The sequence below is a fragment of the Caproiciproducens faecalis genome (assembly GCF_019448085.1).
In the GTDB taxonomy this organism is placed as follows: Bacteria; Bacillota; Clostridia; order Oscillospirales; family Acutalibacteraceae; genus Caproiciproducens; species Caproiciproducens faecalis.
The window spans coordinates 486,469-499,360 of the sequence record NZ_JAGFNZ010000001.1 but is presented as its reverse complement, the minus strand read 5'-3'; the positions used below and the strand labels follow the sequence as shown (position 1 = coordinate 499,360).

Below are 12,892 nucleotides of genomic sequence, written 5' to 3'. Positions count from 1 at the left end.
GATGCGCAGAGCAGGGAAATCATGGAGCAATCGGCAGCAAACCCAAAATTCGGATCAGCTCTCTGTTAAAACAATTTGGAAATTTCTGCTTCTGGCCGTCATCTGCACGGCTTTCCTGTGTTATACACTCCCCCGCCTGCAGACGGGAGCGAATTTTACTGCTTCCGGCAGCGCCACAGCCACTTTTGTCTTTAACACGGAGGAAGAATCCCCTTTGAACGCTGTACCGGGCACCCAGCTTAAAGGAAGCTCTTCCGCAGCCGCCCAGGCAAGTTCTGCCGCGAGCAGTTCGGAAAGCACAGCTCCAAGCTCAGCCGCAACCGCGCCGGAAAGCACGGCTCCAAGCTCAGCCGCAACCGCGCCGGAAAGCACGGTATCCCAACCCGAAACAGAGTCCCGCTCCGAAATTCAAAGCTCACCGGTACAGGAAGGTACTCATGAAAACAGTGTAGCAGCTTCAGAAGCTCAAAACAGTACCGCCGAAACCCAAGGATCCACTCAGAGCGGAGCGGAATCATAAAAAAGGCGTTTTGCCTGGGAGGTAAAAATGGAACCTGAAACAGTAACAGCAGAAATTTCTGCACCGAAGATTGACGCGCACAAACTCACTTTAAAAATACTTAAAACGGTCGGGAATGTGTTTTTTGCACTATTAATGGTTCTGATTGCTTTCATGCTGTTTTTCATGGTAAGAAGCAAAATGACCGGCGGAGCTCCAAAAATTGCGGGTCACTATATGCTGGTCGTTCTCAGCGGAAGTATGTCTCCTCAGTTTGACACCGGCAGCGTTGCCTTCGTCAAACCAGTTGATACCGGCGAGATTAAAAAGGGCGATATTATTACTTTTAAAGGGTTCGCAGGAAGCGATCAAATGACTACGCACAGGGTGGTTGGAATCAATCAAACGCCAAACGGCTTGGAATTTCTCACCAAAGGGGACGCGAATCGTACCAACGACCCCGACCCCATTCCGGGAAAAAATCTGATTGGAAAAGTCAGCTTTACACTCCCCTATCTTGGCTATTTCATGAACTTTGCCCAGACAAAGAACGGACTGCTGCTGCTGATTATCGTTCCCGGAGCGCTGTTGCTTTTCTTCGAATGCCGCAGCTTATTCCAAACTTATTTTGGTTCTAAAAAGCGGGCCAAAGAAGAAAGTATTCCTCAGGAAATCACCGCGCAAGCCGTTGGAAAGGAGGAACGATGATAAAAAAATCTGTTTTTATGAGCGTTCTCCTTGTGATTCTCACGTTCAGTCTGGTAGGGGGGTCCACTGCCGCCTACTTTACAGACACACAGTCCCCCTCGGCAAACATTTCTACCGGTCACGCCGCGATCATGGTCAAAGTAACCAAACAGGGCAGTAAAGAAAAAGGTGGCCCTAGCAAGGATCTGGCCGAAGTTGAGGAGTCCGATTTTCAGATTGAGTGTACTCCCGATTGTACTCCGGATTGTGATCCCATCAAAGACAAAGTGTATTACGTTCAATGGACCATTACCAATAAAAGTACAATGCCGGTTACTTTGCAGGCAAATTTGTCCCCGGAATGGGAACGGATCGCGGAAAAATCCTCCTCTTCTCCCACACCGAAGATCCTTCTTCCAAAATCAGTCACCGGATGGACTATGTCTAAAAAGGGCGCCAGCAAAGACAGTTATTTGTATACAAAGGGTTCCAAAGGAAAGAAATTAACTCAAACAGCTGTAAAGCCGGAAAAATCAGTAACTTTTGACGTTAAATTCCGGGTAAACAACAATGGAGCTGTTCTCGACAATTTTAAATTGAATCTTACTCTTAACGTCTTAGCTACTCAGGTGGAAAGTTCCGCAGACCATACTTTGATGGCGATGGACGAAAGCCTTGATGACCAGGATGAACAGAATCCATCAAGTTAAGCAAAACAGGAGGAGTGGATCTACAATGACAAAACCAAGAATGAAACTTCTGACGGGAATCGTTGGGGTCGTAACGGCAGTCGCCTTAGTCGGCGGCGGAACCATGGCCTGGTTTACCGACCAGAAGGAAGTCGCAGGCTCCACATTTACCGCCGGCACGGTGAAAATCCAGGCAGGTCAGTCCGTTGTTAATGATACCGATGAAAAAGGCAATCCCATTTACTACGAAGACGCGGCACCGCTGCGCGTCTATGATGTTCACAGAGGAACTGGAAAAAACGATACCCCCCTTCCAAAATTGAATACGGAAGTACGCAGCTTTCCAGACGCGATTCTGACGAGAGCTGATGAAAGCACCAGCCCCAGCGAAGATGAGCTCTACAGCATGGGTTTTGGCGGCGACATTACCGTCGAGTTGAAAACAGGACTTCTCAAGGGCGATATTCTGGTTGTGGAAGGTACCTGGAACAACAGCCAGAAAGATTATGTTGAAACAGCTGATGTTTTCGTAAGTGCAGACGGCACTGACTGGAAACCTGCCGGAACCGTTTCAAACCAGACGGACCCCAAAGGGAATTTCCACGACAGTATGGTTGCCATTCCGATACCGAACGCCAAATATGTCAAGCTGGTCGACACCACGCTGAAAATATTGCCCAACGGAAAAAAGAATAAAAGTGAAGACGGATTTGATATTGACTACATCTGCGGCAGAAATATTCTTGATGAAGTCAACTGGAACCCGGGCGACACAAACAAGCTCGCTTTCTACGTTCAGAATTCCGGCACCAAGGACATCGATGTGCGGGTAAAGCTGGAATCCCACTGGGAAACATGGAATGAAGAGACGCAATCCTGGGAAGCAGCTGACGCTCTGACAGATGCAGATCCCAGTATGGTGATTCTTAGTAATCCAAAAGGCTGGACAAAAGTTGGTGATTTCTATTATTGCGACCAAGAAGGGCTAAGGGGAACCTACGGCGGTGAAACGCCCGAGGCAGCCGGTCAGCCAACAAACGCAGCGCTCGATCTGACCGTTACACTCAGTACGGAGGCCGGTAACGAATATCAGAACGCACGGCTTGTGGTAACCCCCACCTTCCAGGCGATTCAGTATTCGCACAGCGACGAATGGAATTGGGACGGCTTTGATGGGTACAACAGCAGTACTCCCGCAGAGTAAACACCGTTTTTGACGCCTGCCCTAACAAGACGCAGACGCAGAAATACATCCCCGCGGAACACGGTACACCCGGTATCTCAAACAAAATAATTTATACGGAGGAAAGAAAAATGAATTTCAAGACAAAAATTTTAACGAGTGTCCTTGCAGTCGGTCTGACAGTAGCATTGGTTGGCGGCTCCACAATGGCGTGGTTCACGGATTCCCAAACGGTAGAAGGTGCGACTTTTAAAGCAGGTACGGTAAGACTGAGTGACTCTTCCAATAACCTTACGATAGGTGGGTTTACTCATGATAACATTAACCCCGGCGATACTTTTACCGGAAGTCTGACAATTATCAATGAAGGCACAAAACCCGTAAAACTTAGAATCAAGATTCCAACAATTGGCTGGTACGATCACACAGAAGATACAGAAGATAATGGTTTGTCCATTGATAACGTAAAAGTAACACTTCCTCCAGATTGGGAAAAACACGCGGACGGCTATATTTATTACACCGGAACAATTCTTGAAGGCAAACCGGGCGTAATTCCCGGAACAAAGGCAGATGGTGAAGCTTACCCGGCCGGCACAGATCTGCAAAGACAAATTGATCTCACATTTACTGGCCGCTTTGATGGCCTTCTTACAAACAATGATTATCAGGGCAAGTTCTTAAAGATGGGTGCCTCATCTGTTGAACTCATTCAGGCCACCCATGAGGATCTGGTAAGTTGGTCTTCTGAGACCGTTCCCGCAGCTGTTCCTTCCAATCCTACTTAAGGTTTGAAAGTTACACGACTACACTCTAAAAAACGTATTTTTAACTGATGAGAGAAGGAGGGAAACCGACAATGCAGAGAACCAAAAAAGCTGCGAAATTCTTTATGGCGCTTCTGGTTGCCGCCCTCCTTGTCCCCGGCATGGTTCACACAAAGGCGGAAGGGGTTGCCACAGGGTACCAGAATAACGGTCAAAGCAGCGGTCTGAGCATTACTGCCCCGGATCCCGCGGCTGACATCAGCAATCTGAACCCCGGTGACACCAAAGCTTCTCGCCTGCTGCTGACCAATTCCGGACGATATAATCTGAAAGTGTATATGAAGACGCAGATCGAATCGGAATCCGCTCCAAACGGTGCTTCTCTTGCGGACGGAATGCTGCTGACCGTGAAAGACGGAGCCACATACCTTGCGCAAGGCGAGCACTTCCGAAAAGCTTCCGGAGACGATTCCATCTTTCTGGGAACGATGAGCCCGGGCACAAGCAAAACGCTGGATTTCAGTGTTGATCTTCCGGGCGAAGGAATCGGAAACGAATACCAGGGGTCTTCTATGCAGGTAAAGTGGGTCTTTACCACTGTTTACAGTACTACCAGCGGCGGCGGCGGTGGCGGTGGCGGCGACTATGCCGGCAATGTCATTACACCAACCGAAATCATCGGTGCGGAGAGTGTTCCGACCGTTGGGACATCTTCCGAAGAAACGGTGTCCGTACCGGACGATTCAACACCCAAAGCCAGCCCAAAAACCGGTGAACGTTCTGTAAAACCGGTCGTCTTTGTTGGGACTGCCGCAGGAATGATTGCAATTGTTGCAATCCTTTCATTAAGAAGACGGCGGCAAAGCTAAGTATCATTCATGAAATAATCAAAACACTTTTTGTAAAACAGCCCGGCCTGTCGGTCGGGCTGTTTTTTCTAATTAGAATATACCGGTCTGTCTTGCGGAACTTCCGAACGGCTTCGTACCCTTGACCACGTTAATCCTAACGGAAGCATGGGTGAGCTTCTTGTTCTTCTTGTCGTACACGTCATACATGATGTACGCTGTACCAGTCCCTTTACCGGTTACCCGGTAGTTTCCGTTTGCAAGTTTTGCCACTGCGGCAATGCCGCTGTTGGTTGAATATACTTTCAGCGTCGTACCGTCTGCGCCCACCAGCTTTGAACCGATTTGGTAGCTGCCCTTAGGAGGCATTCTATAATTTGTGGTGTCAAGCGTGATGGAGTGAGCTGCCTTTTGAAGAAGAACATAATCGGAACAGTGAGTAATGGTTACGCTCACATAACCGTTTGCGTCAACCGTGTAAGGCGTAGCTCCTAATGTTTCCAGCTGTTTTGTAGTGGGATTGTAATAGTAGAAATACAGAGTCTGCCCTGCTTTGTAGCCCTTGTCGGCAACGTTGATTTTAACTGTTGCCGCACTTGGCAGGACACCGTTGCTGCTGGCAAAATTGAGTACAAGCCCCTGATTGTTTGGCGTGACGGCGTTCACCTTTGAAACTTCGGCGGTAGTTTTCACACTCAAAGCAAGGTCAACACTTTTAACCGCCGCTGTGGAACTTGCCAAATCCAAACCTTTAAAAGTCCAGCTATAAGCTTCTTTTCCGGTAGCTGCGTTGACAACAGATACAGTAACATCCTTTTTGGCATCTTTTGCCGCTTGCAAAACCTCGAGTGCCGTAGGAATGGTTACCGTTGCATTTGCGTTGGTGTTGTTCGCAACTTCCGCCGGAACTGTAACGGTCATATCAACTGTCTGAACCGCACTGTTTTGTAACTGTCCTACAACAGAAGCGGTTGGCACGTCAATTTGTACCTGTGCCGGTCTTTCCGCTGTCGCAGAAGTAATCACAGATGATACCTCTGCCGGAACCGTGACGGAAACAGCAGCCCGGTTTCCGGAAACGGTCGGAGCAGTATTCGCTGCTGGAGTTACCGTCGTGACCGTGCCGCCATTCGGGTTGGTACTGGTCGTTATGGTTGCGCTTGGGGTGGTTGAAGAACCGGAAGAAGGATTTCCTTTTGAGCTTGGCTTTGAACCAACTGTTACGGTAACAACATAACTCTGCTTAGTGCCGTCTTCTGCAGTAACCGTATAAGTTACCGGTTTTGTAAAGCTCTGCACCACCCCGCTCGCGGGAGAAACCGCAGCGTTCTTACTCACGGTGATTGTTGGGGTTAATGCCGTAAGGTTTGTTCCGTAGGGAACGGTGACCGCTACGGTATGATTGGCTTCATTAACCTTGCCTGTTCTTGAACCAATTGCAAAAGAGCCAATTGCTTTATCTGTGGCTTTCGGCTTTGAATTTCCTCCAGTGGCGGGAATAATGGTATCTTCCTCACTGATCTCCTCAGTCAAAGATTCATCACTGAAATATTTTCCGCAGAAGCTGCAGTACCAGTACTCAATATTGCCGTTTTCAGTTTCTGTCGCTGCCTTTGCTTCAACTTTGGAAATATCGTGGCCGGTGAGAACATCGGTGCAAATTTGGGAAAGAACGGAAGAAGAAGAATCGGCCTTAATATCGTTTGATCCTTCGATTTCCGTCTGACCAACACCGGTGAGAGATGGATTTTTCGTTGCGTCAAACATACAAGCTGTTGTCGTACCGCCATTATCATAGCCGATGAAGCCACCGGCCTGGATGTCAGGATGGTCGCAGACCACTTGACCGGCAGCATAGCTTTTACCAATGGCGGCCGTCATAATCTCTCCGCAAAATCCGCCAGCCTTTGGTTTCCAACCGGTTACCTCGCTGGTCACGTCGCCTATGGCCGCGCAATTATCAATCTTGCCGTACTGTGCATATCCGATAAAGCCGCCCACGCGCCAGTCTGTGGCAGTTACATTCCCAGTGGAAATACATTTTTTGAATATAGACTGCGTCTGTACGTCATCAACTGTGCTGGTCGAGGAAAAGCCAGAAAATCCGCCAATTGCCCATGTTCCTGACACTTCTCCGGAAACAGAGCAGTCGGTAAAGGTACAGTTAGAGTCTATGCCGACAAAACCGCCGCTGTTCGAAGCACCGGAGACCGTCACTTTGTTGACGCTGCATCCGGTGAAATCAACGCGGCACGCGTCACCAACCAGGCCACCGGATGAATTATTCCCATTTATCATCTCATTGTCGACAAAACCGGAAACATTCACATTACTGATTACGATCCGCTGACCGTCATTTATCATAGCCTGGCCTGCCAATATGCCGGAATATGAGTGAGCAAGGCCGGACTCGCTCGAATAGATCTGGGCATTTGTAATTGTGAGATCTTTTACTTCCGGTGTTCCTCCGCACTTCTCGGCGTGAATATCCTCCTGAATGTAGCCGAATAAACCGGCGGCATACCTATCGCCACTTTCGTCCACATAAAGTCCGGTGATTGTTTTGCCGTTTCCGTCAAAGACGCCGCCGAAAGGGGCAGTAATCGAATTTCCCTCTGAATCCCATTTTCTCAGCCCAATGGGGTTCCAGCGATACGCGCTCAAATCGAGATCGTCTGTAAGGCAAAAATAGGTGCCGTTATAAGCGTTCCCATCTGCCACATCAACGGCAAGCTTTGACAACTGTTCAGCCGTGGCAATTTGGTAAGGGGCATCCTGCGTGCCGCTGCCCCCGTCGAAGGAATTGGCCGGATGATCGTTCCAACTTTCTGATGTCTGCACTCCTGCGAGCAGCATTGCCGGTACCCCGGAATCCTGAGAAGAACCCGAGTCGCAAACACTATCGTTTTCCGCCGCGAACGCGGTCACGCCCGCAGACTGCACCATGCCGAACAGCATGGCAAGGGTAAGTAACAATGACAATGCTTTTTGCGTAATCTGTTTCATATTTTTCCCTCTTTCTATTGTTCCGATTCCAATGCATCGGAGTATTCGATTATGAATTCGGCGCATAAAAGCGCGGCCTCCGTTTCCGACATTCCGTTTTGTATCAGTTTGCCGATGATTTCCGTTTCCGCCGTTACGCCGCTTTTCATCGTTTGGATGATGGATTCATATCGTTTTGAAACAGCCTTTTTGGTTCCGTCACGGGCAAAAAAGTATTCACCCTCATCTTCACAAATAAGAAAACCACGTTGAAATCTCATAGCAAACTCCTTAACCGGACATGTCGTATTTACGTTGCCTATCATTGGTAAATTTTCCATTTTTATATTATAAAGGGCGTTCCCATTTTTGTCGCCGTACCAAAGTACAGGTTTTTGTAAATTTTTAATAATTTTTTACAAAAAAAACAGCTGCCTAACCGAAATCAAACAGCTGTTTTTCAATAATTTAATTATCTTGATATCCTGTTATATCGTTTTGGTTATCACAACAGATCAGCCGCATTTTGAATCGCCTGCGTGCGGCTTTTTACTCCCATCTTAGCGTATAAGTTCCCTGTGTGAAATTTCACCGTTCGCAGGGTAACGCCCATCAATTCAGCAATTCCATCATTGGAAAGTCCCTTGCACAACAAGCGCAAAACTGTTTTTTCGGTATCAGTCAGCGATTCCGCAAGTATCTGCTTCGGTTTTTGATAATCCGGATAAAGCAGAGCGTAATACCTTGTTTCCTTTAAAACAAGTTCCGCATATTCCGCGCTTGTGGAAAGCGTTACTTTTTGCAAAAGGGGCAAAAGGGCGGCGCCTTCCTCCGCAACGAAGCGGATAAATCCATACTTCTCGCACTGTACAAGAGTGTCATCAAGCGTTTTCTGCCATCCGTCCTGCCCCATGCGGTACTGGGTAATCGCAAGCAGAATTCCCGCCTCCAATTGGCCGTAAGTTCTATCGTAGCTTTTGAAATAATCCAAAAGCCTGCTCAAAAGCTGAAGCGCATCGGTATATTTCCCTGTTGTCAGATAGCACCGCACCTTTGCCAAATAGCGGTAACGTTCCATAATACGAAAGTTCTCATTTTCATCCGGCGCTTTTTCTCGCAGCCAGACAAACGCTTCATCGCTTTTCCCCTCCACCAATAAAAGCATGGTGCGTAAAGCTTCTATATTATCAGTCAATCCTTGCATTTTTTCATTTTCCGCACGGTTTTGGATATTGTCCAGCAAAGCGTAAGCGGAGGGAAGATTGTTTTGCATCAGCATCATACGGCTTAAAATACCGATTGCAGCAAACTCCATTTCCAGCGTGCCTTTAAAGGAGGCCGCGTTTTGCCCCGCATTTGCGAGCATCATCACCTCCGTGAGGTTGTCGGAGGTACATTTTTCGAACAGGCTTTCCGCAAGGGCAACATCGGCAATCCCTACGCCATATCTTCCGAGAAGTAATTCGCAGGGTTTTTTCATCAGCCTGTAAATCTGCCTGTCATGCCGGACCCACGCACAAAAATCCTTCCCTCCGTTTAGTACGCTTGGCAGATTGCTGGTAACGGAAAATTCCTGGAGCCGAAAGGAACCTGTGCTGTATGCTTTTGCTACATTAAGAAGGATCGCTGTAATATTTTTGCTTCCCCTGTGAGGCAGGGCAATTCTCAGGTAACACAGCTTGCTCTGCACCAGCTTATAATTTTTGTCCTGCTTCTCCAACATCTCCCCATAATGTTCCAATTCTGAAAACCAATATTCGCTTTCTTCGGGCTGACAGCGCAGAGAGCACAGCATACACATCCCGCTCATCAACTCAGGAGAAGCAAGGATGGTGTCTTTCGGCAGGGCACGGTAATAGATTTCCGTTTCATAATAATGGCCGTTGCCGGGATGCCGCTGAGAATTAAGAATCAACAGCTCCGATATTTTTTCGGTATCGGCGCTTAACTGATAATATTTCAGTGCGTTTTCAATATCATCTTCCAATTCATAATAGAGAGCAGCATTATGATAAGTGGCATATATAAAATCTCTGGAACATGCAAGGTGCTGCTTACGGATCAGGTATTTGTGGAACAATGGATGTACCGAGTAAGTATCAGGAGGGATAAAAGTAAGATAACTTCCGCCGGACAATGCCAATGTGATAATAGACATCACATTTTTCCGGCCTGTTACCATACCGGCCATCTTCTCTGTAAACTCATCAAAAGGAGCCATATGCAGTAAAAACTTTTGAAGATCAGAGTCCCAGTGTTTAAACAGCATCTCATCATAGCAGTCAAAAATATCAATTCTTGCCCGTTCCACTGTCTGAGTGCTCATCAATTCTCCATTTGCAAGTCGATTTATTAAAAAGCAGACTCCCATTGCGTAGCCCTTTGTTGCCGCTTCCACCTGTGCGGGAAGGAATGGGTCGGTTAGTTTATACAGCGCAAGTAAATCAGAAATCATAGAACGGTTAAAGCGCAGGGATTCTTGATGATAGCACTCCAGCTGCGCCGTCAGTTGAAATGGCTTCAGATATGCTGGGAGCGCGCTTCTCCCAATTAGGACAAAGCGGCTGTCTGCGTTCATGGTCATAGCGCTTACAATCAGCTGTTCCTCCTGAGGCTGGGTAATACAGTGTAAATCATCTATGACAATCAGTTTATCTGATATCTGAGTAATACTTTCTGAAAAATCCTCCTGCTTTGCAGAGAGATAGACGTAACTTTTGTGTGCCTTCTCCAGCCAATCAAGAACAGCCGTTGTCTTGCCCCAGCCTGTATGTCCGCTGATATAAATTGCTTTTTTATTGAGTAATTCCCTTTCAAACGATTCATATAGGGCCGGTCGTCCTACAATCTGCCTTGTATCCATTGAAAACACACCTCCTCTTTTTTTAACCATTATACAACACGTTCACTGTTGTCGCTATACTAAAGTACAGAAATGGAAAAATCATGGTTGTGGAATTTGCTTGATATAAACGAAAATACTCCCAAAAAGTCGGCACACTAAAATACCAGACCTTGCAGGAGTTACTATTATATATATTAAATTTTCCACGGCAATTCTGTCCCGCCTTTGAAGTGGAAAATCAGACTGCTGTCATTATATACAACCACTTTTTCTACAACAGCAAACCATACATCTTCGTTAAACTCAGGCAATATTTTCTCATTGTACGTGAGTGTTTCGATCAAGCGGTGTATATTTTCACCTGTTGTAATATGGTTACTTTTCTGCGCATCAATTTCATCAAGTTTCACCTTGAGGGGTTTCACGCTTAACCACTTGGCTCTCGTATTGTTGTTGGTAATAATGCTAGCAATTGCCTCATGTGCATTTTCTTCAACGTACCGGTGGGTATTCTCAGCAATAGCCCTAATCTCGCCGCACCGTTTTTCTGCCTGGCGACCAGTTCTGTAGTATCACCCAAAGCTTTAATAACGGCATCGTAACCTACTCTCTCTTTTTTAATTAGGCTATTGAACGCATCCATAAAGGAATATAATTGAATGTGCGATAATACCGGTTCCTTATTTTTTCCTTATAACATCAGCAACAACTTTACCTGCGGATAATACGATACCACCTACAGCAAAAACGCCGCCACCGATTTTTCCCACGGCATTCTTAACAGTGTCCTTTGTGTCTTTTCGCTTAGCAGCACAGGTTATACAATACTTTTGGGAATCGTCTGGTAACTGTTTAAAGCAGTCAGCGCAAACATAAGAAAGTTTGTTACCGCATTTTGAGCAGAACTCATCTGTCTTTTTGTAGCAAGTTTTCTTCTGCCTTGCAATACAGTTTTCATTTATGCAGCCTTTAACCGTTCCCATTATTCATTCACCTCCACTATGCCTAAATACATAGTTTTTTCGGGATTACGCAACTGCTTGGCGATTTCTGCTACATCAAGTTGCAATTTGGCTCTTGATTTCCAAATACCATTCTCCGTTCCATTATCAGATACATCACACTGAGCCAACAAAGGCGCATTCTTTGCCACCGTGCCTTCGATGAAGCGGGAGTATTCTTCAAGAACTGTTAACATGGCAGGAAGCTCTCCCTGATTACAATAGATGGCTGCATGAAGAAGAGTTGCCTGATGGATAAATGCAAAGGATTGATTTATGTTGCTTATACGACTACCAATCAATTCAGCTCGTTTTCCTCTTACAGTTTCATATTCTCTATCAGTCAGATATTGAATGTCTGTTTTCATGGTAAGCAAAAGCTGGAAAGTGGCTTCTGATAAAGCTCTTAAAGATTGTGCCATCAAAGCTTGCTGCATATCGCCATCGGTTACATTCTGAGCTTCCACATAAAGTGCCACGCCGCTATAATAAAGACCTATTCTGTCATTTTGCTGCCCTTGTATCACTTCTCGGACGCTGTGGTCAATAACAGATATTTGCTCAGTAATTGTTTCGATTTGATCCTGAAAAGCCTTCATTTGCATGGCATTTGCTATTTGGACAGGGTCGATTCCTTTTGCAAATACTTCTTTTTTTATTGGAAGTTTTGTACTGTAACGGCCTTTTGCATCTAAAAGCTGTGCATATGTTTTCCCATTTTCTGCAGTAAGCTTAATTTTTCCTTGCTCGATTGCTTTTAGTGTGCTCTCTGATGCATCTACGACAAGCCTGTATCCTTTCCTCATTGATTGCTGAAGTTGCGCTATCTCGGGGGCTTGTTTTACAACTGCTCTGTAAACACGCTCTGCCGCAGTTTCAGCCTGTGCAAGTCTTTTTTTCATTCCGTCAGCAAGAAGTACAACCGGGTATGCAGCATCATACGGAGAGATGTCTTCTGAATCTAAAACGGTTAAGTCGGCATTTGAGCCGTCCGGTACATTAAATTTATCCATTTTCTTTTCTCCTTCTGCTGCTTATGCCACTTCGAAATACTTTTCAAAGAAAGCTTTCAGCTTATCGATGATCGTTTATTTTTAAGAATAGAATATCACAAATAGTCAAATTTCTCAATTAATTGCTAAACTTCTTTAAAAATGTATTACGTTGTTCTAAATCTTACCAAGCTGTCTTCACGCCGTCTGAATTTTGATATCATATCTCGCAGACTAGTAGCTCCCTCGTTCTTTGCATTCTTGCCGCCTGTCTTTTTCTCCGCACCTGCGCCTGGGTTCTCTTCCTCCTCTGCCCGCAAAAAAACAGCCCGGCCTATTGGCCGGGCTGCTTTTTCTGGAGCGGGAGAGGGGAATCGGGTGGTCGTACATCCACAC

13 protein-coding genes are annotated in these 12,892 nt (G+C 46.3%); 6 read left to right on the top strand and 7 right to left on the bottom strand.

Annotated features, from left to right (window positions below):
* Position 1 precedes the first annotated feature (1 nt).
* The 6 genes from J5W02_RS02325 (at position 2) to J5W02_RS02300 (ending at position 4,694) form a co-directional block, all read left to right on the top strand.
* Complete coding sequence (locus tag J5W02_RS02325; protein WP_219964034.1) at positions 2-520, top strand: hypothetical protein; 519 nt, start codon at positions 2-4, stop codon at positions 518-520.
* 27 nt (positions 521-547) lie between these two features.
* Positions 548-1,207 carry a signal peptidase I gene (locus J5W02_RS02320; RefSeq protein WP_219964033.1) on the top strand — a complete coding sequence of 220 codons (660 nt, stop codon included), beginning with the start codon at positions 548-550 and terminating at the stop codon, positions 1,205-1,207.
* Positions 1,204-1,896 (top strand): SipW-dependent-type signal peptide-containing protein, encoded by a 693-nt coding sequence (locus J5W02_RS02315; RefSeq protein ID WP_219964032.1) that lies wholly within the window; start codon positions 1,204-1,206, stop codon positions 1,894-1,896. Before J5W02_RS02320 ends, J5W02_RS02315 begins: the two co-directional genes overlap by 4 nt.
* Before the next feature lie 25 nt (positions 1,897-1,921).
* A complete protein-coding gene (locus J5W02_RS02310; protein WP_219964031.1) occupies positions 1,922-3,079 on the top strand; it encodes a TasA family protein in 1,158 nt (385 codons plus the stop codon).
* A 110-nt stretch (positions 3,080-3,189) separates the two neighbouring features.
* Positions 3,190-3,846: a TasA family protein gene (locus tag J5W02_RS02305; RefSeq protein ID WP_219964030.1), complete on the top strand. Its 657-nt coding sequence runs from the start codon at positions 3,190-3,192 to the stop codon at positions 3,844-3,846.
* Positions 3,847-3,917: 71 nt separating this feature from the next.
* Positions 3,918-4,694 carry an LPXTG cell wall anchor domain-containing protein gene (locus J5W02_RS02300; protein ID WP_219964029.1) on the top strand — a complete coding sequence of 259 codons (777 nt, stop codon included), beginning with the start codon at positions 3,918-3,920 and terminating at the stop codon, positions 4,692-4,694.
* Positions 4,695-4,766: 72 nt separating this feature from the next.
* On the opposite strand, the gene J5W02_RS02295 is transcribed toward J5W02_RS02300, so the two are convergent.
* The 7 genes from J5W02_RS02295 to J5W02_RS02265 all read right to left on the bottom strand — a co-directional run bounded on the left by J5W02_RS02295 (position 4,767) and on the right by J5W02_RS02265 (position 12,517).
* Positions 4,767-7,679, bottom strand: coding sequence for a DUF5018 domain-containing protein (locus J5W02_RS02295; protein ID WP_219964028.1), 2,913 nt, complete (start codon positions 7,677-7,679; stop codon positions 4,767-4,769).
* Between the two features lie 14 nt (positions 7,680-7,693).
* Positions 7,694-7,939, bottom strand: coding sequence for a hypothetical protein (locus J5W02_RS02290; protein ID WP_219964027.1), 246 nt, complete (start codon positions 7,937-7,939; stop codon positions 7,694-7,696).
* 224 nt (positions 7,940-8,163) lie between these two features.
* Positions 8,164-10,521 (bottom strand): LuxR C-terminal-related transcriptional regulator, encoded by a 2,358-nt coding sequence (locus J5W02_RS02285; RefSeq protein WP_219964026.1) that lies wholly within the window; start codon positions 10,519-10,521, stop codon positions 8,164-8,166.
* A 176-nt stretch (positions 10,522-10,697) separates the two neighbouring features.
* Positions 10,698-10,913, bottom strand: a complete 216-nt coding sequence (locus J5W02_RS02280; RefSeq protein WP_219964025.1) for a hypothetical protein — start codon at positions 10,911-10,913, stop codon at positions 10,698-10,700.
* 17 nt (positions 10,914-10,930) lie between these two features.
* Complete coding sequence (locus J5W02_RS02275; protein WP_219964024.1) at positions 10,931-11,146, bottom strand: hypothetical protein; 216 nt, start codon at positions 11,144-11,146, stop codon at positions 10,931-10,933.
* Positions 11,147-11,183: 37 nt separating this feature from the next.
* Positions 11,184-11,486 (bottom strand): hypothetical protein, encoded by a 303-nt coding sequence (locus J5W02_RS02270; protein WP_219964023.1) that lies wholly within the window; start codon positions 11,484-11,486, stop codon positions 11,184-11,186.
* Positions 11,486-12,517 carry a hypothetical protein gene (locus J5W02_RS02265; protein WP_219964022.1) on the bottom strand — a complete coding sequence of 344 codons (1,032 nt, stop codon included), beginning with the start codon at positions 12,515-12,517 and terminating at the stop codon, positions 11,486-11,488. Before J5W02_RS02265 ends, J5W02_RS02270 begins: the two co-directional genes overlap by 1 nt.
* Positions 12,518-12,892: the final 375 nt, after the last annotated feature.

Bases quoted from the DNA above. Each gene is read 5' to 3' on its own strand.
- J5W02_RS02275 (WP_219964024.1), bottom strand. From the start codon at position 11,146: ATGGATGCGTTCAATAGCCTAATTAAAAAAGAGAGAGTAGGTTACGAT.
- J5W02_RS02325 (WP_219964034.1), top strand. From the start codon at position 2: ATGCGCAGAGCAGGGAAATCATGGAGCAATCGGCAGCAAACCCAAAAT.
- J5W02_RS02315 (WP_219964032.1), top strand. From the start codon at position 1,204: ATGATAAAAAAATCTGTTTTTATGAGCGTTCTCCTTGTGATTCTCACG.
- J5W02_RS02295 (WP_219964028.1), bottom strand. From the start codon at position 7,679: ATGAAACAGATTACGCAAAAAGCATTGTCATTGTTACTTACCCTTGCC.
- J5W02_RS02265 (WP_219964022.1), bottom strand. From the start codon at position 12,517: ATGGATAAATTTAATGTACCGGACGGCTCAAATGCCGACTTAACCGTT.
- J5W02_RS02300 (WP_219964029.1), top strand. From the start codon at position 3,918: ATGCAGAGAACCAAAAAAGCTGCGAAATTCTTTATGGCGCTTCTGGTT.
- J5W02_RS02290 (WP_219964027.1), bottom strand. From the start codon at position 7,939: ATGAGATTTCAACGTGGTTTTCTTATTTGTGAAGATGAGGGTGAATAC.
- J5W02_RS02320 (WP_219964033.1), top strand. From the start codon at position 548: ATGGAACCTGAAACAGTAACAGCAGAAATTTCTGCACCGAAGATTGAC.
- J5W02_RS02305 (WP_219964030.1), top strand. From the start codon at position 3,190: ATGAATTTCAAGACAAAAATTTTAACGAGTGTCCTTGCAGTCGGTCTG.
- J5W02_RS02285 (WP_219964026.1), bottom strand. From the start codon at position 10,521: ATGGATACAAGGCAGATTGTAGGACGACCGGCCCTATATGAATCGTTT.
- J5W02_RS02310 (WP_219964031.1), top strand. From the start codon at position 1,922: ATGACAAAACCAAGAATGAAACTTCTGACGGGAATCGTTGGGGTCGTA.
- J5W02_RS02270 (WP_219964023.1), bottom strand. From the start codon at position 11,486: ATGGGAACGGTTAAAGGCTGCATAAATGAAAACTGTATTGCAAGGCAG.